Source organism: Pseudomonas putida, from assembly GCF_004357765.1.
GTDB classification, from domain to species: Bacteria; Pseudomonadota; Gammaproteobacteria; order Pseudomonadales; family Pseudomonadaceae; genus Aquipseudomonas; species Aquipseudomonas putida_U.
Genome location: NZ_SMTE01000010.1, coordinates 209,948 through 236,076, shown reverse-complemented (window position 1 = coordinate 236,076; position 26,129 = coordinate 209,948). Strand labels below are relative to the sequence as shown.

24 protein-coding genes are annotated in these 26,129 nt (G+C 62.5%); 7 read left to right on the top strand and 17 right to left on the bottom strand.

Annotated features, from left to right (window positions below):
* Positions 1–2: 2 nt before the first annotated feature.
* From E2H86_RS17065 to colR, 3 genes are all read right to left on the bottom strand, one after another.
* Entirely contained in the window at positions 3–683 is a 681-nt protein-coding gene (locus E2H86_RS17065; protein WP_133329903.1) for a class I SAM-dependent methyltransferase, read from the bottom strand.
* A 107-nt stretch (positions 684–790) separates the two neighbouring features.
* Positions 791–2,101 (bottom strand): sensor histidine kinase, encoded by a 1,311-nt coding sequence (locus E2H86_RS17060; RefSeq protein ID WP_133329901.1) that lies wholly within the window; start codon positions 2,099–2,101, stop codon positions 791–793.
* The gene (gene colR, locus E2H86_RS17055) at positions 2,091–2,774 is read right to left on the bottom strand and encodes a two-component system response regulator ColR (RefSeq protein ID WP_003255215.1); all 684 of its coding nucleotides are present in this window, start codon (positions 2,772–2,774) and stop codon (positions 2,091–2,093) included. Before colR ends, E2H86_RS17060 begins: the two co-directional genes overlap by 11 nt.
* Positions 2,775–2,953: 179 nt before the next feature.
* Between colR and E2H86_RS17050 the strand changes: the two genes are divergently transcribed.
* Positions 2,954–3,682: a phosphatase PAP2 family protein gene (locus E2H86_RS17050; protein WP_133329899.1), complete on the top strand. Its 729-nt coding sequence runs from the start codon at positions 2,954–2,956 to the stop codon at positions 3,680–3,682.
* A gap of 99 nt (positions 3,683–3,781) precedes the next feature.
* Here E2H86_RS17050 and groL read toward each other — a convergent pair whose 3' ends face one another.
* From groL to E2H86_RS17025, 5 genes are all read right to left on the bottom strand, one after another.
* Complete coding sequence (gene groL, locus E2H86_RS17045; protein ID WP_060478110.1) at positions 3,782–5,422, bottom strand: chaperonin GroEL; 1,641 nt, start codon at positions 5,420–5,422, stop codon at positions 3,782–3,784.
* Between the two features lie 48 nt (positions 5,423–5,470).
* The gene (locus E2H86_RS17040; protein WP_009395550.1) at positions 5,471–5,764 is read right to left on the bottom strand and encodes a co-chaperone GroES; all 294 of its coding nucleotides are present in this window, start codon (positions 5,762–5,764) and stop codon (positions 5,471–5,473) included.
* Positions 5,765–6,018: 254 nt separating this feature from the next.
* On the bottom strand, positions 6,019–6,480 hold the full coding sequence (locus E2H86_RS17035; protein ID WP_133329897.1) for an FxsA family protein: 462 nt from the start codon (positions 6,478–6,480) through the stop codon (positions 6,019–6,021).
* Positions 6,481–6,545: 65 nt separating this feature from the next.
* Complete coding sequence (locus E2H86_RS17030; protein ID WP_133329895.1) at positions 6,546–7,277, bottom strand: HugZ family pyridoxamine 5'-phosphate oxidase; 732 nt, start codon at positions 7,275–7,277, stop codon at positions 6,546–6,548.
* A 109-nt stretch (positions 7,278–7,386) separates the two neighbouring features.
* Complete coding sequence (locus E2H86_RS17025) at positions 7,387–8,397, bottom strand: DUF481 domain-containing protein (protein WP_133329893.1); 1,011 nt, start codon at positions 8,395–8,397, stop codon at positions 7,387–7,389.
* A gap of 152 nt (positions 8,398–8,549) precedes the next feature.
* Between E2H86_RS17025 and E2H86_RS17020 the strand changes: the two genes are divergently transcribed.
* Positions 8,550–8,903 (top strand): MGMT family protein, encoded by a 354-nt coding sequence (locus E2H86_RS17020; RefSeq protein ID WP_133329891.1) that lies wholly within the window; start codon positions 8,550–8,552, stop codon positions 8,901–8,903.
* A gap of 43 nt (positions 8,904–8,946) precedes the next feature.
* A complete protein-coding gene (locus tag E2H86_RS17015) occupies positions 8,947–10,494 on the top strand; it encodes an AmpG family muropeptide MFS transporter (protein WP_133329889.1) in 1,548 nt (515 codons plus the stop codon).
* Between the two features lie 70 nt (positions 10,495–10,564).
* On the opposite strand, the gene E2H86_RS17010 is transcribed toward E2H86_RS17015, so the two are convergent.
* The 3 genes from E2H86_RS17010 to E2H86_RS17000 all read right to left on the bottom strand — a co-directional run bounded on the left by E2H86_RS17010 (position 10,565) and on the right by E2H86_RS17000 (position 13,412).
* A complete protein-coding gene (locus E2H86_RS17010; RefSeq protein ID WP_133329887.1) occupies positions 10,565–11,803 on the bottom strand; it encodes an MFS transporter in 1,239 nt (412 codons plus the stop codon).
* 165 nt (positions 11,804–11,968) lie between these two features.
* Entirely contained in the window at positions 11,969–12,811 is an 843-nt protein-coding gene (locus E2H86_RS17005; protein WP_133329885.1) for a mechanosensitive ion channel family protein, read from the bottom strand.
* Between the two features lie 115 nt (positions 12,812–12,926).
* Positions 12,927–13,412, bottom strand: coding sequence for a YajQ family cyclic di-GMP-binding protein (locus E2H86_RS17000; protein WP_133329883.1), 486 nt, complete (start codon positions 13,410–13,412; stop codon positions 12,927–12,929).
* A gap of 102 nt (positions 13,413–13,514) precedes the next feature.
* On the opposite strand from E2H86_RS17000, the gene E2H86_RS16995 reads away from it, so the two are divergent.
* From E2H86_RS16995 to E2H86_RS16985, 3 genes are read left to right on the top strand one after another with little or no spacing between them, the layout of a single operon-like run.
* Complete coding sequence (locus tag E2H86_RS16995) at positions 13,515–14,432, top strand: putative 2-dehydropantoate 2-reductase (protein WP_133329881.1); 918 nt, start codon at positions 13,515–13,517, stop codon at positions 14,430–14,432.
* A 39-nt stretch (positions 14,433–14,471) separates the two neighbouring features.
* Complete coding sequence (locus E2H86_RS16990) at positions 14,472–16,502, top strand: sensor histidine kinase (protein WP_133329879.1); 2,031 nt, start codon at positions 14,472–14,474, stop codon at positions 16,500–16,502.
* Positions 16,503–16,504: 2 nt separating this feature from the next.
* Complete coding sequence (locus E2H86_RS16985) at positions 16,505–17,071, top strand: cob(I)yrinic acid a,c-diamide adenosyltransferase (protein ID WP_133329877.1); 567 nt, start codon at positions 16,505–16,507, stop codon at positions 17,069–17,071.
* Between the two features lie 135 nt (positions 17,072–17,206).
* Here the strand turns inward: E2H86_RS16985 and E2H86_RS16975 are convergent, their stop codons facing one another.
* From E2H86_RS16975 to secA, 4 genes are all read right to left on the bottom strand, one after another.
* Positions 17,207–18,151, bottom strand: coding sequence for a Nudix family hydrolase (locus tag E2H86_RS16975; protein ID WP_133329873.1), 945 nt, complete (start codon positions 18,149–18,151; stop codon positions 17,207–17,209).
* Entirely contained in the window at positions 18,148–18,780 is a 633-nt protein-coding gene (locus E2H86_RS16970; protein WP_133329871.1) for a glutathione S-transferase family protein, read from the bottom strand. The genes E2H86_RS16975 and E2H86_RS16970 overlap by 4 nt, the downstream gene beginning before the upstream one ends.
* An 89-nt stretch (positions 18,781–18,869) precedes the next feature.
* The gene (gene argJ / locus E2H86_RS16965; RefSeq protein ID WP_133329869.1) at positions 18,870–20,087 is read right to left on the bottom strand and encodes a bifunctional glutamate N-acetyltransferase/amino-acid acetyltransferase ArgJ; all 1,218 of its coding nucleotides are present in this window, start codon (positions 20,085–20,087) and stop codon (positions 18,870–18,872) included.
* A gap of 193 nt (positions 20,088–20,280) precedes the next feature.
* Positions 20,281–23,016 (bottom strand): preprotein translocase subunit SecA, encoded by a 2,736-nt coding sequence (gene secA / locus E2H86_RS16960; RefSeq protein ID WP_133329866.1) that lies wholly within the window; start codon positions 23,014–23,016, stop codon positions 20,281–20,283.
* Positions 23,017–23,313: 297 nt separating this feature from the next.
* Between secA and E2H86_RS16955 the strand changes: the two genes are divergently transcribed.
* Complete coding sequence (locus tag E2H86_RS16955; protein ID WP_133330022.1) at positions 23,314–23,769, top strand: DUF721 domain-containing protein; 456 nt, start codon at positions 23,314–23,316, stop codon at positions 23,767–23,769.
* Positions 23,770–23,891: 122 nt separating this feature from the next.
* Here the strand turns inward: E2H86_RS16955 and lpxC are convergent, their stop codons facing one another.
* Positions 23,892–24,803, bottom strand: a complete 912-nt coding sequence (gene lpxC / locus E2H86_RS16950; protein ID WP_133329864.1) for a UDP-3-O-acyl-N-acetylglucosamine deacetylase — start codon at positions 24,801–24,803, stop codon at positions 23,892–23,894.
* 112 nt (positions 24,804–24,915) lie between these two features.
* The gene (gene ftsZ / locus E2H86_RS16945) at positions 24,916–26,112 is read right to left on the bottom strand and encodes a cell division protein FtsZ (RefSeq protein WP_133329862.1); all 1,197 of its coding nucleotides are present in this window, start codon (positions 26,110–26,112) and stop codon (positions 24,916–24,918) included.
* Positions 26,113–26,129 lie beyond the last annotated feature (17 nt).

Sequence of the window (26,129 nt, the reverse complement as noted above, 5' to 3'; positions counted from 1 at the left end):
CACTACCCCTTGCGCAATACATAGACTCGCCACATGGCATAGAACGGCAGGAAGTCCAGACGTTCCTGGATGCGGAAGCCCGCATCGACAAATTCCTGCTCGACAGTGTCCGCCGGTAACACGAAACGGTTCTGGTAACTGTCCTGCTGAGCCTTGGCGCTGCGCCGTTGTTCCAGCTTGCGGCGCCGCCATGCCTTGAAATTGCCGTCCACCCAGAGTGACAGAATGACACTATCGCGGCTAACCCGGTGAAATTCCGACAGAATAGTCTTACGATGCGCCGCTTCACCGATGTGATGGAACAAGCGCATGCAGAAAATGTTGTCCACCGCGTTGTCCGGCAGGTCGATCGCGAATGCCGATGTCTGCAAGGGCCGAACCCGCGCCACCACTTCCGGCGGCTGCCAGGCGCAGGCGGTCTGAATCATCGCCTCGGAGTTGTCGGCGCCGATGATCACTCGATTCGGCTTTTCCGCCAGAAGCGGCCAGAAGCGGCCGGCGCCGCAGGGCAGGTCAAGCACCAGTCCCGGCTCACCGGCCAGGGCCAGGGCACGTCGGGCCAACTGTTCGTCGCGCTTGTGGGACAGGCGCCGAGCCAGGCCCGCCTGGTGCTTGATGAAATACTCACGGGCGTGCTGCTGGTCGTACTTGTCGGAAAATTCGAGTTTGATGGGGCTACGCATTGAGCATCTCCTGACTCCAATTCGCTCACATTAGGTAAGGGAGCGTAGGAATCAGGTCATGCCCATGTGAAAAATATGTCATCCGAACCAGGGTGTGTTGCCAGGTATTACTCCACGAGGCCGCCGCCGGCAGGCTTTGTCCCGCCCTGGCTCAGGTCCACCTGGAAGCGACAACCGTGGGGCGAGGTCGCCGTGAGGGTCACCCGCCAGCCTTGGTCGTCACAGATCCGCTGCACCAGTGACAGGCCCAACCCCAAACCTTCCCCGCGTCGTTCGTTACCGCGTACGAACGGTTGGAACATCGCCTCACGCTGCTCCTCGGGGATGCCCTCACCGCTGTCCTCGACACTGAAGCCGGTAGCTTCCAGGCTCAGGCGGATGTAACCACTGTCGGTATAGTGCGCGGCGTTGCGCAGCAGGTTGCCCATCACCGATTGCAGGAAGGTGGCGTTGTACAGCACCGGGCTTGCACTGGCCCTGCCGTCGAAATACAGGGTCAGGCCCTTTTGCTCGATGGTGTCGCGCCATACGCCGATGAGTTCATCGGCCACTTCACCCAAGGTGGCCCGCGAGGCCACCGCGCCCTCGTCGCGCTGAGCGCGGGCCAACATCAGGAAAGTCTTGACCAGCTCGCGCATCTCCTCGGTGGCGCGGGCAATGCGCTCGACCTGGTTTCGCGAGCGGCTATCCAGCGCCGGGTTTTCCATCAGCAGTTCGCAGGACGTGGCCAGCACCATCAAGGGAGTGCGCAGTTCGTGGCTGACGTCGCTGGTGAACAGCCGTTCGCGGGTCAGGGCATCTCGCAGGCGGCCCAAGGTGTCGTCGAAGGCCACGGCCAACTGACCGACTTCATCGGCGGCATAGTCCGGCGCCAAGGGCGGCGCCAACCCCAGTAACTGATCGCGATGGCGTACCTGGCGCGCCAGGCGGATGACCGGCGCCATGACCCGCCGGGCCAGCAGCCACCCCAGGATCACGGCCAGCGCCAAGCTGAGCACGAAGCCCACCACCACGACCGCGAACAGCACGCGCTCGCGCTCTTCGAAGTCGCTCTGGTCCTGCAGCAGCACGTAACGTCGGCCATCGACGATCTCGACCATGGCGTGATAGGAGAGTTGGTCGCGGAATACCTCGTGGAAGCCTTTGTCGAGGTGACGCAGGTCCTTGGGCAACTCGAAATCGTCACGTCCGCCACTGAAATAGAACAGCTGGTCAGGGCGCGGTCGATGGCTCCAGTCGCTGATGCTGTCCATGCGTAACAGGCGCTGCAGATCGCCGCCAAGTACCGAGGAAATCAACCGCTCTTCGACCAGGTGCACGGTGCCGACGATTCCGAAGGCGAAGGCTCCGGCCACCAGGGCGCTCATCAACGCGAAGGCGATGATGATGCGCTGGGCAAGGCTTTGCTTAAACTCCATCGCGGCCCTCGGCGAGGCGATAGCCGACGCCATGGACGGTATGCAGCAAAGGTTTCTCGAAAGGCTTGTCGATCACTTGGCGCAGCTGGTGCACGTGGCTGCGCAGGCTGTCGCTGTCCGGGCAATCATCGCCCCAAAGGGCTTCTTCCAGCACTTCGCGGCGCAGCACATGAGGGCTCTTCTGCATCAGCACCGCCAGTAGTTTGAGCCCGACCGGGTTGAGCTTGAGCAGGCGGCCCTGGCGGGTCACTTCGAGGGTATCGAGGTCGTAGCTCAGGTCGGCGACCTGCAGGGTCCGCCGCCCTCCCCCCTGGGCCCGACGCAGCACGGCCTCGATGCGCGCGGCCAGCTCGGACAGGGCGAAGGGCTTGAGCAGGTAGTCGTCGGCACCGGAGCGGAAGCCTTGCAGGCGATCGTCCAACTGATCGCGGGCGGTTAGCATGATCACCGGGGTATCGCGCCGGGCGTCCTCGCGCAGGCGCTTGCACAGGGTATAGCCATCGATGCCCGGCAACATGATGTCGAGCACGATCAGGTCATAGTGTTCGGTAGCCGCCAGGTGCAGGCCGGACAGGCCATCCTGGGCGCAGTCGACGGTGTAGCCCTTCATGCCGAGGTAGTCGGCCAGGTTGGCGAGGATATCGCGGTTGTCTTCAACCAAAAGAATGCGCATCGGGTTCTCCTGTGCGGCGCTTCGCAGTGGTGCGCGGCAGGCGCAGCTTAAGGCGATTGCCCGTGCGGTGCCAGCCCTGAGGAAAAATACCGGCGTTGACGGTTTTTTCACCCAACCTTCACGTGCATAGCATAGCGCCAACCGGACAATGCCGGCCTTCCTGCAGCCTTGGAGCTATCATGCAAGCACCGACCCGCCCTCGCCCGATCAACGTCTGGCTGTATCTGGGCATCCCTCTGGCCACCGCCTTGGCCCTGGTCCTGCTGGAGCTGACCTCGGTCGACATGGACATCGCCACACTGTTCTACGATCCGGTGGCTGGCGCCTTCATCGGCCGCCACAGCTACTGGCTGGAAAACATCCTGCATGATCGGGTCAAGCAGGGCGTGATCGTGCTGGGCGTCGTGGCTTTGGTGGTGTTCGCCCTGAGTTTTTTCTACAAGCGCCTGTTCGGCTGGCGCCGCGAGCTGGGTTGCCTGGTGCTGGCGCTGAGCCTGTCCACGGCCTTCGTCACGCCACTGAAGAAGGTAACCCAGGTCCAATGCCCATGGAGCCTCACTCAGTTCGGTGGCAAGGAGACCTACAGCAAGCTGCTCGAACCGCGTCCGGCCACCGACAAACCCGGGCTGTGCTGGCCGGGCGGCCATGCGGCGACCGGATTTTGCCTGTTCGGGCTGTTCTTCATGCTGCGCGACCGGCGCCCACGGCTGGCGCGAGTGGCCCTGGCGGTGGCATTCGTGGCCGGGTCGGTATTGTCGGTCGGACGAATGATGCAGGGTGCGCATTTTCTGTCGCATAACGTATGGACGGCGGTGTTCTGCTGGTTGATCGGGTTGGGGTCGTATTACTTGGTGCTGTATCGAAAGGGCCTGGCTGAGGTGCCAGCCGCCGAGCACCGCGTCGCCTGATTCGCGGGCTTGCCGGCGAAGGGGCCCGGACAAGGAAAACGAAAAAGCCCTGGCTCTCACGAGCCAGGGCTTTTTCTTGGTGCAGGGGGTAAGGCTGGCTTACATCATGCCGCCCATGCCACCCATACCGCCCATGTCAGGCATGCCAGCAGCTGGCTTGTCTTCCGGCAGGTCGGCAACCATGGCTTCGGTGGTGATCATCAGACCGCCGATCGAAGCTGCGGCTTGCAGGGCCGAACGGGTGACCTTGGCTGGGTCGAGGATACCCATCTCGATCATGTCGCCGTATTCGCCGGTTGCAGCGTTGTAGCCGTAGTTACCCGAACCTTGCTTGACCTTGTCAGCAACAACGCTTGGCTCGTCGCCGGCGTTGGCGGTGATCTGGCGCAGCGGGGCTTCTACAGCGCGGCGCAGCAGCGAGATACCGACGTTCTGGTCTTCGTTGTCACCTTTGAGGTCGACAATGGCAGCCAGGGCGCGAACCAGGGCAACACCACCGCCAGGCACCACGCCTTCTTCGACAGCTGCACGGGTAGCGTGCAGGGCATCTTCGACGCGGGCTTTCTTCTCTTTCATTTCAACTTCGGTGCCAGCACCGACCTTGATCACGGCAACACCGCCAGCCAGCTTGGCCAGACGCTCTTGCAGCTTCTCACGGTCGTAGTCCGAAGAGGTTTCTTCGATCTGAGCACGGATCTGCTTGACGCGTGCTTCGATGTCGGCGTCAACGCCAGCACCATCGATGATGGTGGTGTTTTCCTTGGACAGGATGACGCGCTTGGCGTTACCCAGGTGCTCCAGGGTGGTGGTTTCCAGGGTCAGGCCGATTTCCTCGGAGATGACCTGGCCGCCGGTCAGGACGGCGATGTCCTGCAGCATGGCCTTGCGACGGTCGCCGAAGCCTGGCGCCTTGACCGCTGCAACCTTGACGATGCCGCGCATGTTGTTGACGACCAGGGTCGCCAGCGCTTCGCCTTCGACGTCTTCAGCCACGATCAGCAGCGGACGACCGGCCTTGGCAACGGCTTCCAGTACTGGCAGCAGTTCGCGGATGTTGGAGATCTTCTTGTCGACCAGCAGCAGCAGCGGGCTTTCCAGCTCGGCAACCATGGTGTCTGGCTTGTTGACGAAGTAAGGCGACAGGTAGCCACGGTCGAACTGCATGCCTTCTACGACGGACAGTTCGTTTTCCAGGCCCGAGCCTTCTTCAACGGTGATCACGCCTTCTTTACCGACTTTTTCCATGGCTTCGGCGATGATTTCACCGATGGAGTTGTCGGAGTTGGCGGAGATGGTACCGACCTGAGCGATGGCCTTGGAGTCGGCGCATGGCTTGGACAGGTTCTTCAGTTCGGCGACGACGGCAGCGGTGGCCTTGTCGATACCGCGCTTGAGGTCCATCGGGTTCATGCCGGCAGCGACGGCCTTCAGGCCTTCGTTGACGATGGCCTGGGCCAGGACGGTAGCGGTGGTGGTGCCGTCACCGGCAGCGTCGTTGGCCTTGGAAGCGACTTCCTTGACCAGCTGGGCGCCCATGTTTTCGAAGGCGTCTTTCAGCTCGATTTCTTTGGCGACGGAAACGCCGTCCTTGGTGATGGTCGGCGCGCCGAAGCTCTTGGCCAGAACCACGTTGCGGCCTTTCGGGCCGAGGGTCGCTTTTACCGCGTCAGCCAGAACGTTGACACCAACCAGCATTTTCTTACGAGCGGAATCGCCGAATTTTACGTCTTTAGCAGCCATGATCGTTTAATCCTTGAAATTCTTTGGAGTAACGGTAAGTCGGAAAAATCAACCTTCGACAACGGCGAGGATTTCGTTCTCGCTCATTACCAGCAGGTCTTCGCCGTCGACTTTCACGGTGTTGCTGCCCGAGTAAGGGCCGAAAACCACCTTGTCACCCACTTTCACGGCCAGCGCACGTACTTCGCCGTTGTCCAGGATGCGACCGGTGCCGACGGCGACGACTTCGCCGCGGTTTGGTTTTTCAGCGGCCGAACCCGGCAGGACGATACCGCCAGCGGTTTTCGATTCTTCTTCGCTGCGACGGATGACTACGCGGTCATGCAGAGGACGAAGCTTCATTGTCGATCTCTCCCAAATTGTGGTTTTCATCGGCCGGTGTCGACACCGGCGGTTTTGATGCGGTCCGGCGTTGCCGGGAGTGACCCGCCAGGGGCGAGTCACCTGTGTAATGTCTGGTGTCGCCACCAGAAACCTTGCGGTGACCACATACATGAGGTCGCCCGAAACAATTACAAGGCCTTGAATATAAAATTTTTCATCCTGGCCAGGCACGACGAAAAACGGCCCCTCGCGGGGCCGTTGCAAATGTGGGGTTACTTGTCGCGACGTTCGTACTCGCCTTCGATGACATTCGGCCGTTGGCCTGCCTCTCGCGGTCGTGCCTGAAAAGGATCGTCCTGGAACGCCCGCTGGCGCATGGCCTGCTCCTCGGCCCGCTGGCGCATCTTGCGCGCGGCCAGGTGTCGGGTGAACGGCAGCAGGCAGAGCACGCCCAGCACGTCGCTGATGAAGCCTGGCAGGAGTAACAGGCCGCCGCCGACGGCCATCATCATGCCCTGGAACATGTCTTCGGCGGGTAGCTCGCCACGCTGCAGGCTTTCACGCGCACGCAGCGCCGTGGCCAGACCGGCCACGCGCAGCACCAGTACACCTAGTGCGGAGCCGGCGATGATCAGCAGCAGCGCCGGGAAAAAACCGATGGCGGCGCTGACTTTGACGAAGACAAACAACTCCAGCACCGGAAAAATCAGAAACAGCAGTAGAAAAGCACGCATCAAGGGTTCCTCGACGGAAGATAACCTTCCAATAAGACCTCAGATGGATGCGCACGCTCCGAATTTCAAGCCTCGGTAACCGCAGCGGTCGGCCATTGGTCGGCGCGGGCCAGCAAAACCAGGGCCTCGCGGATTTGTGTCGGTGTATTGCAGACGCTCGGGAAAGGCAGCCAGTAGATGCCCTGGCCAATGCGCAGATGCATACCCTCGCTGTCGATGCCGACCATCTCAGCCTGGGCATGGCGCGGCAGACCGGTGAGCTCGACATAGTGGGCGATGGCATTGGCATGGTCAGCGTTCATGTGCGCGATCATGCCCGCCTCGGCCTTGCCAGCGAAGGGATTGGCGAGGGTGACCTGGTCTAGCCAGTGGATCGCGCCGAACCCGCCGATGTAGCGATGGCGTACCGGCTGCAGCACCCAGAAATCGAAGTCGTGAGCCTTGTGGTAGTCGGCGGCGTCGGGAAAGAAGCGGTAGTAGCGTTCGGCTGCGGCCTCGATGGCTTGCGTGTCCTCCAGCTTGTGCGCCTCGGCCATCACGGTCAGACGGCCGACGGCCTGGACATCCTCGGCCTCGCGCTCCCCGACCAGCAGCGAGCACTTGGGGTCCTTGTGCAGGTTGTGGGTGTGCTGGGCGATCCGGCTGATGAGGATCAACGGGTGGCCTTGGGCGTCCAGGCAATAGGGCACCACCGAACCGAAAGGAAAACCGGGCATCGACTTGGAGTGGGTCGAGAGCACGCCACGGTATTCCTTGAGCAGCAGTTCCCGGGCGGGGCGGATGGCGTTGGTACTCACGAAGGACGCTCCTGGCAGCGGACTGGATGGCTGACAAGATAAGCATTATCAGGCCGAGCAGCCACTGCCATTTGTGCCCAAGCGCGCTTCAGCGCCGGCAAGCCAGCGCCTACCAGGTCACGCCGAAGCCTGCGGTGTAGCGGGTCTTGTCCAGGTCGCTGTCGCGCGTGCCGCTGATGATGTCTTTTTCCGCCTTGAGGTTTAGCGAGGCCCACTCGGTGACCTTGTAGCGCAAACCGACCTCGGCATCGAGCGAGTAATCGGCCACACCGCCCAGCGGTTTGGCGAGCTCGCCATTGGTGAACAGCTGGATGTTCTTGCCGATCAGGTAGCGGGTGTAGTCCCACTTCACCGCTGCCGAATAGAAATTGTCCTTGGCGCCGTCCTGGTACTCGAAGTCGGTGCGGTTGATCAGCGAACCCAGCGAGAACGCCCCCAGTTCGTCGTCCCAGAACTGATAACCAGGGCCAGTACCGATGGTCCGCTGGCGGGCCAGATCTTCGATCTGGTCACGCTTGTACTCCGCCCGCCCCTGCCAGAACCACTTATCGGTGATGAAGCGGTCGAGGGCGTATTCGGCGCTCCAGTTGTCGGTGGTAGTGACGTCGTCCTGGGTCTCGCGGTTGTATTCGCCTTCGGCGTTGTGCCGCCAACGGCCGTGGCGGGCGGTGGTCTTGAAGCTGATGTCGTAGTCGTCGGTGTCGGTTTCGGCGCGCTTGTAGTCCATCGCCACGTCAACGTTGCCCTTCCAGGAAAAGTCCTCGACCAGCGGCTTGGGCTTCATGATCTGCTGGATACTGGCCAGGTCGACGGTCTTGGGTGCCTCGCCATTGGCCAGGGTGACCTTGCCGGGCTCCGCGGCACTGAGCGACTTGGCTTTCTCGCCGGTATAGGCGTCTTGCTTGACCAGCAGCTCCTGGTCGCTTTCCAGGGTCTGAACCTGCTTCCAGTCCAAAGCGATGGTCCCACCATAAGGGGTGTCGAGTACCAGCTTGCCACCATCGAAGACCTTGATGGTGCCGCTGAGCTTGTCACCGTTCTTCATGAAGACGGTATCGGCTAAAGCGGGGGTGGCACACAGGGAGGCGGCAAACGTGCATAGCAGGAATCTAGAATACATAAGCTGACTACGGGTTCGATTTGACGAAAAAAGCCGGGCATTATCCAGATACCGACGACCAGAACAAGGACAGACCCAGACCATGCCGTTGAGTTCAACGCTCATTTGTCGAACCATTCGTCCGGTTTCATCACAGCCCCCAGGAGCCGCGGATGTCCGCTGATCTACTCCCCGTCGCGGACAGCCCCGAGGCCCGACGAACGGCATTGTATTCGGTGCTCGGCCAAGTCCCCGCCGGCAAAGTGGTGAGCTACGGCCAGTTGGCCGAACTGGCAGGGCTCGGCCGCGCCGCGCGTTGGGTCGGTCGCACACTCAGCCAGCTTCCGGCCGATACTCGCCTGCCCTGGCACCGGGTCCTCGGCGCCGGTGGCCGCCTGAGCCTGGCATTGGGCACGCCAGGTGGCGACGAACAACGTGCGCGCCTGCGCGCAGAGGGTGTAAATGTGACCAATAATCGTGTGGATATGAACCGCCATGGCTGGCGCCCGATGGAGCACAGCGGTTAGAGTGCGCGCTTTGTTTTCGAAAACTTGAGGCAGATGTTGGCCCATGCCCCGTAAAACCTGGCGCGCTGCGCTCGCTGCTTATGCCAGCCCGTCAACCCTGGTGCTTTTGCTGCTCGGCTTTGCCGCCGGCCTGCCCTACATGCTGGTGTTTTCGACCCTGTCGGTGTGGCTGCGCGAGGCTGGTGTGGCCCGCGAGACCATTGGCTACGCCAGCCTTATCGGTTTGGCCTATGCCTTCAAGTGGGTCTGGTCGCCGCTGCTCGACCAGTGGCGCCTGCCCCTGCTCGGTCGCCTCGGCCGGCGTCGCTCGTGGCTGCTGCTGTCGCAGGCGCTGGTGGTGCTGGGGCTGGTCGGCATGAGCCTGTGCGACCCGCAGCAACACCTGTCGTGGCTGATCGCCCTGGCGGTACTGGTGGCTTTCGCTTCGGCCACACAGGACATCGCCGTCGATGCCTACCGCCTGGAGATCGCCGACGATCAACGCCAAGCCGCCCTCGCCGCCAGCTATATGGCCGGCTACCGGGTCGCTGCGCTGCTGGCCACGGCCGGCGCCCTGTTCTTCGCCGAATGGTTCGGCTCCACCGGATTCGCCTACCTGCACAAAGCCTGGGCCGGTACCTACATGCTGTTTGGCGTGATGATGCTGCCCGCGCTGTTCACCACCCTGGTCATGCGCGAGCCTGCCGTACCGATGCGCACTCAGCTGTCGGCGGCACGCTACGGTCTGGTCCATCAAATGGCCTCGGTGTTCGTGCTGATCATCCTGCTGGTCTCGGTGCCTGCCAGCTTCACGCAGATGTTCAACACCGGCTGGTCCAGCGTCATCTCCGGCGATGCCACGCCACTCGATCTGCTGCTCGAAGACCGCGCTTTCCTGCGCCTGATCCTCTACGTGTCGCTGACCTGGGCATGTTTGTCGGGCATGGGCCGACGCGGCCTGGCACCGGTGCTGACGCCGATCAACGACTTCATCACCCGTTACCGTTGGCAGGCTCTGCTGCTGCTTGGCCTGATCGCCACCTATCGTATGTCGGACACGGTCATGGGCGTCATGGCCAACGTTTTCTACATCGACACCGGCTTCACCAAGGACGAGATCGCCAGCGTCAGCAAGATCTTCGGTCTGATCATGACCCTGGTCGGCGCTGGCGCCGGCGGCCTGCTGATCGTGCGCTTCGGCATCCTGCCGATCCTGTTCATCGGCGGCGCGGCCTCGGCGGCCACCAACCTGATGTTCGTGATGCTGGCCGACATGGGCCCCAACCTGAAAATGCTGGTGGTGACGATTTCCCTCGACAACTTCAGCTCGGGTCTTGCCACCTCGGCGTTCGTCGCCTACCTGTCGAGCCTGACCAACCTGAAGTTCTCGGCGACCCAGTACGCCCTGCTCAGCTCGATCATGCTGCTGTTGCCGCGCCTGATTGGGGGCTATTCAGGGGTGATGGTGGAGAAGTTCGGTTACCACAACTTCTTCTTGATCACTGCGCTGTTGGGTGTGCCGACACTGATCCTGATTGCGCTGCACTGGCGCCAGGAAGTGGGCAAGGGCAAGCAGCAACCGGTTGAGAACCCGGCGGCCGAGCAGCCCTGAGCGTTTGCCGTGGTCGGTGCCGGCCTCTTCGCGGGTATACCTGCGAAAGGGCCGGTCCAGATACTCCTCTTCAGCCGGCCACGACCCCAGCCCGCCCACCGACGACCCACCACAACGGCCACAGTGCCAGCGCTCCGGCCACCCCAGCCGCCAGGGCGAAGTGCAGCAGGCTGTCCCCTGCTCCGATCATCGCCAGCAACGCGCCACCGAGGCCGAGCAGGGCGATGGTGATCATGCCCAGCATCGCCGACACCAGGCCCTTGCTCTGCTCGCTGGCGAACAACGTCATGCGGTACAGCACCGCATTGGCCACCCCCAGACCCAAGGCATAGAGGGACATGCCGGCGACCAGGCTGGTCACCGTCGGCCACCACCAGGTCGTCAGGACCATCAGGCACAATCCCGCCAGGTACGGCCACAGAGCCCCACGCACCAGCGCCGGCAACGGGTAGCGGTCGGCGATGCGGTTGATGATCAGGTTGCCGATGATCAGGCCGCCAAACACCGGCAACTGCCACAAGGCGTACTCCAAGGTGCTCAATCCCTCGTCATGGATCAGCAACACCGGCGACAAGCCGATCCAGCCAATCAACGGCAAGCCCACCAATCCCAGTGCAGCGCTCCCGGCCACGAACCGGCGGTTGGCCAGCAACTGCCCATAGCCTGCCAGCAACGGCAACAAGTGGATCGGTGTGAACGCCAGGCGTGAGCCATCGCGCCGCTCCACCCCAAGGGTTTCCGGCATCAGCCGGTACAGCAGCAGCCAGACCAGTACCGCGCCGGCGGCGAACGCCACGAACAGCCAGCGCCAATCCAGCCATTGCAGCATCAAGGTACCCACCAACGGCCCGAGCAGCGGCGACAACAAGGCGATGTTGGCCAGCAACGCCATCATGCGCACGGCATCGGCTTCGCTGAACGCTTCGTTCAGTGCCGGATAGCTGACCGTCACCACGAAGCCCAGGCCAACGCCTTGCAACAGCCGCAACAGGTTGAACAGCGCGATGTCCTGCACCCAATAGGTGGCCACGCAGGCCAGCGCGAATGCCCCACAACCGGCCAGCAACAAAGGACGTCGACCGTAACGATCGGCCAGCGGACCGATCAGCCACTGCAGGACCACGCCGCCCAGCAGGTACAGGTTCAACGCATGCGGAATGTATTGCGGGCTGGCATCCAGGTGCTCGACCACCACCGGCATGGCCGGCATCACAGCGTCGCTGGCGAGGTACGTCAGCAGCTCGAACAGGGCCAGGGTCAAGCCGAACAGCAGGGCTCGCAAGGGAGTGATGTACAGCAGTGGTTTCATGGCGGCGTTTGGGGTGAAAGCAGGAGGGGTCAGGGTATATGCCAGAAATGGCGGAGGGTTACTGTGAACAAGTGTAAAAAGTCGGAAAAAGTCGGGGCCGCTCTGCACCCCTTCGCGCCGAAACGCCGCGAAGGGGTGCAGAGCGGCCCCGACCTGGAACAGGCGTTACTGCGCGGCAGTCTCCTGCACCACGCGGATCACCCGCTGCGGGAACGGAATATCGATGCCTTCGGCCTTCAGACGATCACGGGCCTGCTCGTTGAGCATGAACATCACGTCCCAATAATCGGCGGTCTTGGTCCACAGCCGCAGCGACACGGTGATCGAGCTGTCGCCCAAGGTCGACACCACTGCCTGGGGCGCTGGATCGGCCAGCACGCGTGGGTCCTGGGCCAATTCCAGCAACACATTGCGGGCGGTCTGCAGGTCGGCCTCGTAGTCCACGCCGACATCGAAGATCACCTTGCGCGTGGGCTGACGGTTGGTGTTGGTGATGATCCCGTTGGACAGCGTACCGTTGGGCAGGATGACGGTCTTGTTGTCACCGGTGCGCAGCACGGTATGGAAGATCTGGATACTGTCGACGGTACCGCTGACGCCCTGCGCCTCGATCCAGTCGCCGATGCGGAATGGACGGAACAGCAGGATCAGCACCCCGCCGGCGAAGTTCGCCAGACTGCCCTGCAGCGCCAGACCGATGGCCAGGGTGGCACCACCGATGGCCGCCACGAACGAGGTGGTCTCGATGCCGATCATCGAAGCCACGCTGATCGCCAGCATGATCTTCAGCACGACATTGGCCAGGGTGCGGATGAACCCTTGCAGGGCCGGATCTTGCACCTTCAAGCCGACCAGACGGGCCAGACGGTCGCTGACCAGGTTGGTGATCCACCAACCGATGGCCAGAGTCAACAACGCCAGCAACACACGGCTGCCGTACTCCATGATCAAGGGAACCCAGGTCTGTGACTCGCGAACCAGCTGGTCGACCTCAGCGTTCAAATCCATATCCATCTCCTGATGCGTTACGGCAACTGCGGGTGAAAACCGGCCGCGGGTCTAGCAGCGGCCTCGGAACCGGTGGACAGTGCCAGCGCCAGCTCGGTTCCGGAGTAAACCTGGCTCAGTCGCGGAAGTTGTTGAACTGCAGCGGCATGTCGAATTCCTTGGTGCGCAGCAGGGCAATGGCCTCCTGCAGATCGTCACGCTTCTTGCCGGTGACCCGGACCTGCTCACCCTGAATGGCCGCCTGAACCTTGAGCTTGGCGTCCTTGATGGTGGCGACGATCTTCTTGGCCAGATCCTTGTCGATGCCTTCGCGGAACTTGGCTTCCTGCTTCTTCTCTTTGCCGGAGGCGTAGGGGTCCTTGGTTTCCAGGCACTTGACGTCGATCTTGCGCTTGACCAGGGCCAGGCGCAGGATCTCCAGCATCGCCTCGAGCTGGAACTCTTCCTCTGCGGTCAGCACCACGGTCTGTTCCTTGTCCTTGAACTCGAAGCTGCCCTTGCCCTTGAGGTCGTAACGACGATCGAGATCCTTGATGGCGTTGTCGACTGCGTTCTGTACTTCGTGCTTGTCCAGTTCCGATACCACGTCGAACGACGGCATGGCTATCCTCCATAAAATGAGCGCGCGCTCGGACTGAAGATGGAGCGCGTCAGGGTTAGGGGGTTAAAATGCGAACTCATTATAACGGGTTGCGAAACGCAGATGAGCAGCACCTGGCATATTCTCGGCGCCGGTAGCCTCGGCAGCCTCTGGGCCTGCCGCCTGGCAGCTGCGGGCAAGGCCGTGCGAATGATTCTGCGCGACGATCGCCGCCTGCAGGCCTACCAGCGAGCCGGCGGCCTGACCCTGGTCGAGCACGATCAGGCGCGCCAGTACGCCATCCCCGGCGAAACTGCCGACGCGCCCGGACCGATCCACCGTCTGTTGGTAGCGTGCAAGGCCTACGACGCCGCCCCGGCCCTGGCCCGACTGGCCCCTCGCCTGGCCGAGGGCGCCGAGCTGGTATTGCTGCAGAACGGTCTGGGCAGCCAGGACGAAGTCGCCGACCAGGTTCCCCACGCCCGCTGCATATTCGCCTCCAGCACCGAAGGCGCGTTCCGCGAGGATGACTGGCAGGTACGCTTCGCCGGGCATGGTTTCAACTGGCTGGGTGACCCTGCCAACCCGACGCTGCCCGAATGGTTCGACGACCTGCAGGACGCCGGCATCCCTGGCCAATGGACCGTGGACATTCTCACTCGCCTGTGGCGCAAACTCGCACTGAACTGCGCGATCAACCCGCTGACCGTGCTGCACGAGTGCCACAATGGCGGGTTGCTGGAACATCTGGGCGAAGTCGAGGCGCTGTGTACAGAGCTGAGCCAACTGCTGCATCGGTGTGGCCAGCCGGAAGCGGCACAGGATCTTGGCGAGGAAGTGCAGCGGGTGATCCTCGCCACCGCCGCCAACTACTCTTCGATGTACCAGGACGTGCGCGCCAACCGCCGCACCGAAGTGCACTATCTGCTCGGCCATGCCTGCCGCGCCGCTGCCCGGCACGGCATGCACCTGGAGCGGCTGGAACGCCTGCACCAGCGCCTGGTCGATAATCTGCGGGCCCGTGGCTTGCCCAGCGACTGACGCTGGCACCTTGAATCGGATACGGACATTGCCTTGCCCATGACCTTGCGCAAACGCCTGGAAAACCTCCCGGTCGGGCAGAAGCTGCTGGCAGCCCTGTTGGTATTGCTGGTAACCATTCTGCTGGTGGCCAACCTGGCCTTTATCAGCGCCGCCTACTGGATCACCCAGGAAAGCATGGCGCCCCAGGCCCTGCAAACCATCGGACGGCTGGTCTCCAATCCTCAGCTGTCGGCTCGTGCCGGCGACACCCCCGAGTCAGCCACGGCGCTGCTCAGGGAACTGGATAGCTATACCCCATTGCGTGCCGCGGCCATCTATGGCGGTGACGGGCGACTGTTGGCCCAGTTGCAGCACGGCGAGCCGCTGGCGCTGCCCAAGCGCTACCGCAGTATCGATGGTTGGCGTCTGATGGAGTTTCGCAGCACCCAACTGGTGCGCCTGCCCCGCGATGCCAACCCTCCGGCCCATCTGCTGCTGGTGGCCAGCAGCGAACTACCCACCGCCTTCTACACCGGCACTCTCACCGCCAGCGCTGCGATATTGGTGTTCAGCATCCTGTTGTGGCTGCTCATCGCCCGGCAGATCAAACGCCTGATCACCCAGCCGATCAACCAGCTCGAAGAACTCAGCCGCCAGGTCACCCGCGAAGAAAGCTATGCCTTGCGCGCCACCCGTGGCAACGACGACGAGATCGGCAGCCTGGCCGAGGCGTTCAACACCATGCTGTCGCGTATCGAAGCCCGCGAGCAGCAGCTCAAGCGTACCCGCGACGAATTCCAGAATGCCTACGACCAGGCTCAGGGCCTGGCCGAGGAAACCCGCCACACCAACCGCAAGCTGGAACTGGAAGTCCAGGTCCGCAGCAAGATCGAGAAAAAACTCACGGGCTTCCAGAACTACCTCAACAGCATCATCGACTCCATGCCCTCGGCGCTCATCGCTCTCGACGAGCAGCTCTACGTCACTCAGTGGAATCACGAGGCCACGGTGCTTTCCGGCACTCCTCTGGACGAAGCGCTGAACCAGCCGATCTTCATCGCCTTCGAACCGCTCAAGCCTTTCCTGCCGCAACTCAAGGAAAGCGTCGAGAAACATCGGGTAGCCAAGATAGAGCGGGTCACCTGGCCCAAGGACGAGGATCTGCGGCACTACGCCCTGACCTTCTACCCGCTGATGGGCGGGGGCGGCCGTGGCGTGGTGATCCGTATCGACGACATCACCCAGCGCCTGTCGCTGGAAGAGATGATGGTGCAATCCGAAAAGATGCTCTCGGTGGGTGGCCTGGCCGCTGGCATGGCCCACGAGATCAACAACCCGCTGGGAGCGATTCTGCATAACGTGCAGAACATTCGTCGGCGCCTGTCACCGGAGCTGCCGCGCAACCAGGAGCAGGCTGCCGAGCTGGGCATTGACCTGCCCAGTGTCAACCGTTACCTCGAGAGCCGCGAAGTGCCGCAGTTGCTCGACGGCATCCAGCAGGCGGGGGCCCGGGCGGCCAAGATCGTCACCCATATGCTCAGTTTCAGCCGACGCAGCAACCGCCAGCTGGCCCCCTGCGATCTGCCCGCGCTGATCGACCAGGCGGTGGAAATCGCCAGCAACGACTTCGACCTGACCATTGGCTTCGATTTCAAGGGCCAGGCCATCGTTCGCCAGTTCGACCCCGAACTGGGTCCGGTACCGTGCACCGCGAACGAACTGGAACAGGTGCTGCTGAATCTGCTCAAGAATGCCGCCCAGGCCATTCATCAGCGCCCCCAGCCTAGCGAGCCCGGGCGTATCATCCTGCGGACGCGGCTCAATCCGCCCTGGGCGGAAATCCAGGTCGAGGACAACGGCATCGGCATGCCCGAAACGGTGCGCAAGCGGACCTTCGAGCCATTCTTCACCACCAAGGAAATCGGCCAGGGCACCGGGCTCGGCTTGTCGGTTTCGTACTTCATCATCACCAACAACCACAAGGGGCAGATGGAAGTGCAGTCCACGCCCGGCCAGGGCACTTGCTTCACGCTGCGCCTGCCCCTTGGCCAGCCGGCACCTGCAGTGACCGGCCAGACGGAGGCATGACCATGGGCTATCGCCTGTCGAAAATCTACACCCGCACCGGCGACCGTGGCGAAACGGGCCTGGGCGATGGCCGGCGGGTGCCCAAGGACCACCCGCGCATCGAGGCGATCGGCGAGGTCGACAGCCTCAACAGCCAGCTCGGGCTGCTGCTGGCCGGGCTGGCCGAACACGGGCTGGATGAGGTCAGTGAGGTATTGGCGCCGTGCCAGCATCGCTTGTTCGACCTTGGGGGCGAGTTGGCGATGCCCAGTTACCAGGCGTTGAACCAGGCCGAGGTGGAACGCCTGGAGATGGCGATCGATGTCTGGAATGAGGAGATGGGGCCGCTGAAGAACTTCATCCTCCCCAGTGGTTCGGCTCTGGTGGCCCAGGCCCATGTGTGCCGCAGCCTGGCGCGCAGCGCCGAGCGACGCTGCCAGCAACTGAATGCGCTGGAGCCGCTGGAGGGGCTTGGGTTGGCGTATATCAACCGGCTTTCGGATCTGCTGTTCGTCGCGGCGCGGATCATCGGGCGGCGGCAGGGGGTGGCTGAGGTCTTATGGCAGCCTGCGGATAAGCCTCAGGGCTGATATCGCTGGGGCTGCTTTGCAGCCCATTCGCGGGGCAAGCCCGCTCCCACAGGGGCTCTGCAAGCTAAAAGATCAAGGCGATATCTGTGGGAGCGGGCTTGTCCCGCGAATGGGCCGCAAAGCGGCCCCAGATACTCAGGTCTCAGGCCAGAATGCGCGAATTCCGGCAACCCCCTGGGCTCCGGCATTCCAGGCCTTCTCCCGCTCACCCGGCCCAACCCCTCCCAGCAGGTAAACCGGCTGGTTGAAGCCCGAAATCAAGCGCTGCGCCTCATCCCACCCCAATGGCACTGCCTCGGGATGAGTCTGGGTCGCCTGCACCGGCGAGAGGGTGACGAAATCGACGCCCATCTGCTGCGCAAGCGCCAGTTCCTCTGCGTTGTGGCAGGAGGCCGCCAGCCAGCGCGCGGTCGGAAATGGTCTACCGTTGGCGGCGTATTTGCGCAACTGCGCGGCGGTCAGGTGCCAGCCGGCCGCCGGGAAGTCCCCCAACCACTCCAGCGGCCCCTTGAGCATCAGTTGCGCCTTGCCCGCGCACAGCCCCACCGCATCCACCGCGACATCCCGATACTTGGGATCGTACATGTCCGGCGCCCGCAACTGGATCAGGCGGATACCACTGGCCACCGCCTTCTGGATGCCCTTGAGCAGTGCGGGCGTTTCCAGGCCATCGGGTGTTATCAGATAGCTATCCGGCAAGCGAGCAGCGGCGACGATGGGCTTGTTAGCTTCGGGAAAATCGTACTGGGCCAGGTCACGAGGCGCCACCCAGGCCAACGGCTGGCCTTCGGCGCCGTGCGGCTCGCCGCTGAATGCCTCGACCTCACGCACCTCCAGCAGTACGTGTTTGTCCGGGTAATCATGGCTGACCGCGATCAGCGGCCGCGACCGACTCACCTCGATCCCCAACTCCTCGCGCAGCTCACGGGCCAGGGCCGCCTCGACACTTTCTCCCGGCTCCACCTTGCCCCCGGGAAACTCCCAGAGTCCCCCTTGGTGTTGAGTATCGGCACGCCGAGCAATCAGGATGCGCCCGTCGGTGCCACGGATCACCGCGGCCGCTACATGAATCCGCTTCACCCTTCACGCTCCGCCAAGCCGGCTTTTTGCCAGACCTGGAAGGCCGGCCACTGGTAGATGGTCTCGATGTAGGCCGCGGCCTCGGCCGGTACTTCGACACGATAGGTACGCAGGCGCACGGCTACGGGGGCGAAGAATGCGTCGGCCAGGGTTGGTTTGCCGAACAGGAACGGCCCACTGTCCTTGGCCACCAGACGGCATTCGGACCACAGCGCGACGATCCGGTCGATATCGATCTGCACGTCCAGGGGTACCGATTCCAGCCCCTCGTCGCGTGACAGGTCGAACGGCATGGCACCGCGCAGGGCGAAGAAGCCGCTGTGCATCTGCGCGCACGCCGAGCGAGCCTGGGCTCGGGCGGCGACGTCCGCCGGCCACAGCTGGGCGTCGGGGTGCTGCTCGTTGAGGTATTCGGCAATGGCCAGAGAGTCGGCGATCACGCCATGCTCGGTCTTGAGCAGCGGCACCTTGCCGCTGGCGGAGAATGCGAGAAGGCGCTGGCGAGTGTCGGGCTGGTTGAGTTTGATCAGCGTTTCTTCATAAGGCACGCCGGCCAGCTCGAGGGCCAGCGCACCGCGCAACGACCAGGAGGAATACAGCTTGTCGCCGATGATCAGGTGATAGGTCATGGTTCGGCTCCATTTCCGAGGGTATTCGGGCTGCTTCGCAGCCATCGTCGGCGAGCCGGCGATGGCCGGGAAGCGGCTCTAGGATGGCATCAGGTACGGTATTCGGCGTTGATCTTCACGTACTCGTGGGACAGGTCGGTGGTCCAGATGGTTTCGCTGCACTGGCCACGGCCCAGCTCGATACGGATGGTGATTTCCTCCTGAGCCATCACCTTCGAACCCTGCTCTTCGGTGTAGCTCGGGCTGCGGCCACCCTGGCTGGCGATGCAGACGCTATCGAGGTAAACATCGATCAGGCTGACGTCCAGCGCCGGCACACCGGCACGGCCAACGGCAGCGAGAATGCGGCCCCAGTTCGGATCGGAGGCGAACAGCGCGGTCTTGATCAGCGGCGAGTGAGCCACGGCGTAACCAACGTCCAGGCACTCCTGATGGTTAGCACCGCCGTTGACCTGCACGGTGACGAATTTGGTAGCGCCTTCGCCATCCCGGACGATGGCCTGGGCCACTTCCATGCACACCTCGAACACCGCTTTCTTCAGGGCTTCGAACAGTGCGCCGCTGGCTTCGGTGACTTCCGGCAGGTTGGCCTTGCCGGTGGCGATCAGCATGCAGCAGTCGTTGGTCGAGGTATCGCCATCGATGGTGATGCGATTGAACGACTTGTTGGCACCGTCGAGCATCAGATCCTTGAGCACCTGGGGCGCGACCTTGGCGTCGGTGGCGATGTAGCCGAGCATGGTGGCCATGTTCGGACGAATCATGCCGGCGCCCTTGCTGATGCCAGTCACGGTGACGGTCACACCATCGTGCTGGAACTGGCGGCTGGCACCCTTGGGCAGGGTGTCGGTGGTCATGATGCCGGTGGCGGCCTCTGCCCAGTTGTTTTCCGACAGGTTGTCCAGCGCAGCCTGCAGCGCACCTTCGATCTTCTCGACCGGCAGCGGCTCGCCGATCACGCCGGTGGAGAACGGAAGCACCGACTCCGCCGGCACGCCGGCGAGCTCGGCCAACTTGGCGCAGGTGCGTTCGGCGGCAGCCAGGCCAGGTGCGCCAGTGCCGGCGTTGGCGTTCCCGGTGTTGGTCAGCAGATAACGCACGGTGCCTTGCACACGTTGCTTGGAGAGGATCACCGGTGCTGCACAGAAAGCATTGAGGGTGAACACACCCGCGACGCTGGAGCCCTCGGCACAACGCATGACCACCACATCCTTGCGCCCTGGACGCTTGATGCCGGCAGAAGCGATACCAAGTTCAAAACCCGGCACCGGGTGCAGGGTGGGCAAAGGACCAAGACCAACAGCCATTAGAGCGCTCCTAGAAATACGGTGAACAGTCGAAGGAAGAGCGGGGCCGCTTCGCGCCCCATTCGCGGCACAAGGCCGCTCCCACAGGGACCGCGCCTCATGCAAGGGGCGATTTCCCAGTGGGAGCGGCCTTGTGCCGCGAATGGGCCGCCCAGCGGCCCCGATGTTGTCAGATTACAGCGGATGGATCAGATCACTCAATCTGACCATGGCAGTGCTTGAATTTCTTGCCCGAACCACACCAGCACGGCTCGTTGCGGCCCAGCTTGAGGTCGTTGCGCACCGGTGCGGTGGCCACCGCTACCTCAGCACCCTCTTCGGCTTGTGTCTCGCTCTCCAGGCCAGGGGCTTCGGCATGCTGGAACTGCATGCGGCTGGCCAGCTCCTCGGCCTCGCGGCGCAGACGGGCCTCCTCCTCGACCGGATCTTCGCGACGGACCTGAACGTGCGACAGCACGCGAATGGTGTCGCGCTTGATCGACTCGAGCAGTTCCTGGAACAGGGCGAACGACTCGCGCTTGTACTCCTGCTTCGGGTTCTTCTGCGCGTAGCCACGCAGGTGGATACCGTGGCGCAGGTGATCCATGGTCGACAGGTGGTCCTTCCACAGGTCGTCCAGGACACGCAGCAGAATCTGCTTCTCGAAGGTACGCAGGGCTTCGATGCCGGCCTGGTCTTCCTTCTCGGTGTAGGCGCTGGTGATTTCGTTCAGCAGCTTCTCGCGCAGGGTCTCCTCGTAGAGGTGATCGTCCTCGTCGAGCCATTGCTGGATCGGCAGCTTGATGGCGAAGTCGCTGGCCAGCGATGCCTCGAGGCCGGCCACATCCCACTGCTCGGGCAGCGACTGCGGCGGAATGTGCTGGCTGATGGTGGCATCGAGCACTTCCTTACGGAATTCGACGATGGTGTCGCCGATGTTCTCGGCCGCCAACAGGCTGTTGCGCATGTGGTAGATCACCTTGCGCTGCTCGTTGGCTACGTCGTCATATTCGAGCAGTTGCTTACGAATATCGAAGTTGCGGCCTTCGACCTTGCGCTGGGCCTTTTCGATGGCATTGGTGACCATGCGGTGTTCGATGGCTTCGCCGGACTGCATGCCCAGGGCCTTCATGAAGTTCTTCACCCGGTCGGAGGCGAAGATACGCATCAGGCTGTCTTCCAGGGACAGGTAGAAACGGCTGGAGCCAGGGTCGCCCTGACGGCCGGAACGGCCACGCAGCTGGTTGTCGATACGGCGCGATTCATGGCGCTCGGAGGCGATCACGTGCAGACCACCGGACTCGATGACCTGCTGGTGACGCTTCTGCCAGTCGGCCTTGATCTGGGCGATCTGCTCGGCGCTGGGGTTCTCCAGAGCAGCCACTTCGGCTTCCCAGTTGCCACCCAGGAGGATGTCGGTACCACGGCCGGCCATGTTGGTAGCGATGGTCAGCGCGCCTGGGGCACCGGCCTGGGCGATGATCTCGGCTTCCTTCTCGTGGTACTTGGCGTTCAGTACCTTGTGGTCGATCCCTTCCTTCTTCAGCAGGTTCGACATGTGCTCGGAGGTTTCGATGGTCGCGGTACCCACCAGCACCGGACGGCCAACCACCATGCTTTCCTTGATGTCGGCGATGATCGCGGCGTACTTCTCGTCGGCGGTCAGGTACACCAGGTCGTTGAAGTCCTTACGCGCCAGCGGCTTGTTCGGCGGGATGACCATCACGTTGAGGCCGTAGATCGACTGGAACTCGAACGCCTCGGTGTCAGCGGTACCGGTCATGCCGGACAGCTTGGTGTAGAGACGGAAGTAGTTCTGGAAGGTGGTCGAAGCCAGGGTCTGGCTCTCGGCCTGGATGTTCAGGTTCTCTTTCGCCTCGATGGCCTGGTGCAGGCCTTCGGACAGACGGCGGCCTGGCATGGTACGACCGGTGTGCTCGTCGATGAGCAGGACCTGGCCGTCCTGGACGATGTACTCGACGTTGCGATGGAACAGCTTGTGCGCACGCAGGCCAGCGTAGACGTGGGTCAGCAGGCCGAGGTTGTGCGCCGAATAGAGGCTCTCGCCTTCGGCCAGCAGGCCGGCCTGGGTGAGCATTTCTTCGATGAACTGGTGACCGGCTTCGTTGAGCTCGACCTGGCGGCTCTTCTCGTCGATGGTGAAGTGGCCTTCCTGGGTGACCTGGCCTTCGACTTCCTCGATGTGCTGGGTCAGACGCGGGATCAGGCGGTTGATCTCGATGTACAGCTTGGAGCTGTCCTCGGCCTGGCCGGAGATGATCAACGGGGTACGGGCTTCGTCGATGAGGATCGAGTCGACTTCGTCGATCACGGCGAAGTTCAGCTCACGCTGGAACTTCTCTTCCTGGCTGAACGCCATGTTGTCGCGCAGGTAGTCGAAACCGAATTCGTTGTTGGTGCCGTAGGTGATGTCGGACGCATAGGCAGCGCGCTTCTCTTCCGGCGGCTGGAATGCCGAGACGATACCTACGGTCAGGCCGAGGAATTCGTACAGCGGGCGCATCCAGTTGGCGTCGCGGCGGGCCAGGTAGTCGTTGACGGTTACCACGTGCACGCCCTTGCCGGACAATGCGTTGAGGTAGACGGCCAGGGTACCGACCAAGGTCTTGCCTTCACCGGTACGCATTTCTGCGATCATGCCCTCGTGCAGGGTCATGCCGCCGATCAGCTGTACGTCGAAGTGGCGCATGCCCATCACACGCTTGCCGGCCTCACGGGCCACGGCGAAGGCTTCAGGCAGCAATTGGTCCAGTGTCTCGCCTTTGGCCAAACGCTCCTTGAACTCTGCGGTCTTGCCCCGCAGTTGCTCGTCGGAGAGGGCCACCATCTTCTCTTCGAAGGCATTGACGATAGCTACCGTCTTGAGCATGCGTTTGACTTCACGCTCGTTCTTGCTTCCAAAAAGTTTTTTTAACAAAGGCGCAAACATATCGGCAGGATCTTCCACACTTAGGGATGGAGGGCGGCCCCATGAGTCGCCCGTGCAGCCCTGAGGCCGCATGCGAACGAGCATTCTACCCGGAAACGATGGTGAGGAAAGTGGTGGATTTCCACGATGCTGGCACAGCGCTTTGGCAGGGGCTTTTCTAAGATAGGGGCATTTTGCGGGAGTTCAACCCGCTGTTTCATGAAAGGTAGCAAGAGTGACTCGTAACCTGCCCACCGAGAGCCAGTGCAGACTACAGAGGTGTTAGACTGCCAATCTTGTAATCTCATGCATACCTCCATGGCCTTCAAACCGTCCCCCGCCCAGCCGCCATCCGCCTTGTTGCGACAGGTTCGCCCGCTGCGCCTGCTGCTCAACCAGGCCGAGCGCTTGGAGCACTTGCAGCGGCTGCTGGAAAGCCAGCTGCAGCCGGCCGCACGTGCCCATTGCCACGTGGCCTCATGGCGCGATGGCACCTTGCTTTTGGTGGTTACCGACGGCCACTGGGCCACCCGCTTGCGCTACCAGCAGAAGCGACTGATGCGTCAACTGCAAGCGCTGGAGGCTTTCGGCAATCTGCAACGGATTCAGTACAAGGTGCAGCCGCCGCTGGTGCCGGCCAAGCGGGGGAGCAACATGACCGAGCTGTCCCAAAACGCCGCTGAAAGCCTGCGCGACACCGCCGAAGGCATCGCCGACCCCAAGCTGCGCGCCGCTCTTGAGCGCCTGGCTGCACATGGCAAGGGTAAGGGTTAGGGGGCTGGCTATGGTTTTGTGGTGGGGCGGCGCTCGATATCCGCTCCACCACAAAACCCAAGCCAATACCCATAAAAAAGGCCACCCGAAGGTGGCCTCAATGAACTAGAGAGTGTTCGAACTTACACGGCCGCAACAGGGCGCATGTACGAGATCGGTGCCGTACTGGCATCTTCGAAAGTGACCACTTCCCAAGCGTCTTTCTCGGCGATCAGCTTGCGCAGCAGCTGGTTGTTCAGCGCGTGTCCGGACTTGTAGCCCTTGAACTCGCCGATCAGGCTATTGCCCAGCAGATAGAGGTCGCCGATGGCGTCGAGGATCTTGTGCTTGACGAATTCGTCTTCGTAGCGAAGACCGTCTTCGTTGAGCACGCCGTCTTCGTCGACGACGATGGCGTTCTCGACACTACCGCCCAGCGCGAGGTTGTGCTTGCGCAGGTACTCGATGTCACGCATGAAACCAAAGGTCCGGGCGCGGCTGACTTCCTTCACGAACGAGGTGCTGGAAAAGTCGACGCTGGCACTCTGGGTCCGGTCGCGTAGCACCGGGTGATCGAAGTCGATCTCGAAGCTCACCTTGAACCCGTCGAACGGCAGGAAGGTAGCGCGCTTGTCGCCCTCCTCCACTGTCACTTCGCGCAGGATACGGATGAACTTCTTGGCTGCGTCCTGCTCTTCCAGGCCGGCAGACTGAATCAGGAATACGAAGGGACCGGCGCTGCCATCCATGATCGGCACTTCCGAGGCGGAGAGCTCGACGTAGGCGTTATCGATGCCCAGGCCCGCCATGGCGGAGAGCAGGTGCTCGACCGTATCGACTTTGACGTCACCGTTGACCAGGGTCGTCGACATGGTTGTCTCGCCGACGTTGGCCGCGCGCGCCGGGATTTCGACCACAGGGTCGAGGTCGGCGCGACGGAAGACGATGCCGGTGTCAACAGGTGCAGGCTTGAGGGTCAGGTAGACCTTCTCCCCGGAGTGCAGACCGACACCTGTGGCACGGATGGTATTCTTCAGGGTGCGTTGTCTAATCATGGCATTGGCCGCTTCAGCGCAAATTGCGAACAGGTATCAACAAAGGCTGGGGATGATAACAGACCCGGCCTTTGCTGAACACCAATCACCCCTATACCCCTGATAAATTCCATCAATCGGCCTGACGACGCAGGAAAGCCGGGATATCCAGATAGTCCAAGTCATCCTGAGGATTGAGTTTAGCTGCTGCTGCGGCACCTGCATGGGCCTGGTTGCGCATCACGGTCGGACGCTCCAGGTCACGGTAGTTCACCGAAGGCTGCTCCTGACGCGCCGGTGCCGGGTTGGATGCCTCGTAGGCCTGCTGGGCGGTCTGCAGGGTGTTGTCGACCACTTTCACCGGCTTCTCGATACGTGCGCCCAGGCCGGTCGCGACCACGGTCACATGCAGTTCGTCGCGCATGTCCGGATCGATCACGGTGCCGACCTTGACCATCGCGTGGTCGGAGGCGAAGGCTTCGATGATGCTACCGACATCGGAGTATTCACCCAGCGACAGGTCTGGACCTGCGGTGATGTTCACCAGGATGCCGCGGGCGCCCTGCAGGTTGACGTCTTCGAGCAGCGGGTTGCGGATGGCCGCCTCGGTGGCTTCGCGCGCGCGGTTCGGACCGCTGGCGCAACCGGTGCCCATCATCGCCATGCCCATTTCACCCATGACGGTGCGTACGTCGGCGAAGTCGACGTTGATCATGCCTGGGCGCTTGATGATATCGGAGATACCACGCACGGCGCCGGCCAGCACGTCGTCGGCCTTGGCGAAGGCGGACAGCAGGCTGGCATCCTTGCCCAGAATGGTCAGCAGCTTCTCGTTGGGGATGGTGATCAGCGAGTCGACGCTCTCTGCCAGCATACGGATGCCCTCGTCGGCGATCTGCATGCGCTTGCGGCCTTCGAACGGGAACGGACGGGTCACCACCGCGACGGTGAGAATGCCCATTTCCTTGGCGACTTCGGCGATGATCGGTGCAGCACCGGTTCCGGTACCGCCACCCATGCCAGTGGTGATGAACACCATGTTGGTGCCCTGCAGCACCTCGGCAATGCGCTCACGGTCCTCCAGCGCGGCCTGGCGGCCGACTTCCGGATTGGCGCCTGCGCCCAGGCCCTTGGTCACGCCGGTACCCAGCTGCAGAATGGTGCGCGCGCCAATGTTCTTCAGCGCCTGGGCATCGGTGTTGGCGCAGATGAACTCCACACCTTCGATGTTGCTTTTGACCATGTGGTTGACGGCATTGCCGCCACCACCGCCGACGCCGATCACCTTGATGACCGGGCTTTGCGGGACGTTGTCTACGAGCTCGAACATTTTCCCTCTCCTTTCAG

Coding starts and splice junctions, on each gene's coding strand:
- E2H86_RS17065 (WP_133329903.1), bottom strand. CDS start 683: ATGCGTAGCCCCATCAAACTCGAATTTTCCGACAAGTACGACCAGCAG.
- E2H86_RS17060 (WP_133329901.1), bottom strand. CDS start 2,101: ATGGAGTTTAAGCAAAGCCTTGCCCAGCGCATCATCATCGCCTTCGCG.
- colR (WP_003255215.1), bottom strand. CDS start 2,774: ATGCGCATTCTTTTGGTTGAAGACAACCGCGATATCCTCGCCAACCTG.
- E2H86_RS17050 (WP_133329899.1), top strand. CDS start 2,954: ATGCAAGCACCGACCCGCCCTCGCCCGATCAACGTCTGGCTGTATCTG.
- groL (WP_060478110.1), bottom strand. CDS start 5,422: ATGGCTGCTAAAGACGTAAAATTCGGCGATTCCGCTCGTAAGAAAATG.
- E2H86_RS17040 (WP_009395550.1), bottom strand. CDS start 5,764: ATGAAGCTTCGTCCTCTGCATGACCGCGTAGTCATCCGTCGCAGCGAA.
- E2H86_RS17035 (WP_133329897.1), bottom strand. CDS start 6,480: ATGCGTGCTTTTCTACTGCTGTTTCTGATTTTTCCGGTGCTGGAGTTG.
- E2H86_RS17025 (WP_133329893.1), bottom strand. CDS start 8,397: ATGTATTCTAGATTCCTGCTATGCACGTTTGCCGCCTCCCTGTGTGCC.
- E2H86_RS17020 (WP_133329891.1), top strand. CDS start 8,550: ATGTCCGCTGATCTACTCCCCGTCGCGGACAGCCCCGAGGCCCGACGA.
- E2H86_RS17015 (WP_133329889.1), top strand. CDS start 8,947: ATGCCCCGTAAAACCTGGCGCGCTGCGCTCGCTGCTTATGCCAGCCCG.
- E2H86_RS17010 (WP_133329887.1), bottom strand. CDS start 11,803: ATGAAACCACTGCTGTACATCACTCCCTTGCGAGCCCTGCTGTTCGGC.
- E2H86_RS17005 (WP_133329885.1), bottom strand. CDS start 12,811: ATGGATTTGAACGCTGAGGTCGACCAGCTGGTTCGCGAGTCACAGACC.
- E2H86_RS17000 (WP_133329883.1), bottom strand. CDS start 13,412: ATGCCGTCGTTCGACGTGGTATCGGAACTGGACAAGCACGAAGTACAG.
- E2H86_RS16995 (WP_133329881.1), top strand. CDS start 13,515: ATGAGCAGCACCTGGCATATTCTCGGCGCCGGTAGCCTCGGCAGCCTC.
- E2H86_RS16990 (WP_133329879.1), top strand. CDS start 14,472: ATGACCTTGCGCAAACGCCTGGAAAACCTCCCGGTCGGGCAGAAGCTG.
- E2H86_RS16985 (WP_133329877.1), top strand. CDS start 16,505: ATGGGCTATCGCCTGTCGAAAATCTACACCCGCACCGGCGACCGTGGC.
- E2H86_RS16970 (WP_133329871.1), bottom strand. CDS start 18,780: ATGACCTATCACCTGATCATCGGCGACAAGCTGTATTCCTCCTGGTCG.
- argJ (WP_133329869.1), bottom strand. CDS start 20,087: ATGGCTGTTGGTCTTGGTCCTTTGCCCACCCTGCACCCGGTGCCGGGT.
- secA (WP_133329866.1), bottom strand. CDS start 23,016: ATGTTTGCGCCTTTGTTAAAAAAACTTTTTGGAAGCAAGAACGAGCGT.
- E2H86_RS16955 (WP_133330022.1), top strand. CDS start 23,314: ATGGCCTTCAAACCGTCCCCCGCCCAGCCGCCATCCGCCTTGTTGCGA.
- lpxC (WP_133329864.1), bottom strand. CDS start 24,803: ATGATTAGACAACGCACCCTGAAGAATACCATCCGTGCCACAGGTGTC.
- ftsZ (WP_133329862.1), bottom strand. CDS start 26,112: ATGTTCGAGCTCGTAGACAACGTCCCGCAAAGCCCGGTCATCAAGGTG.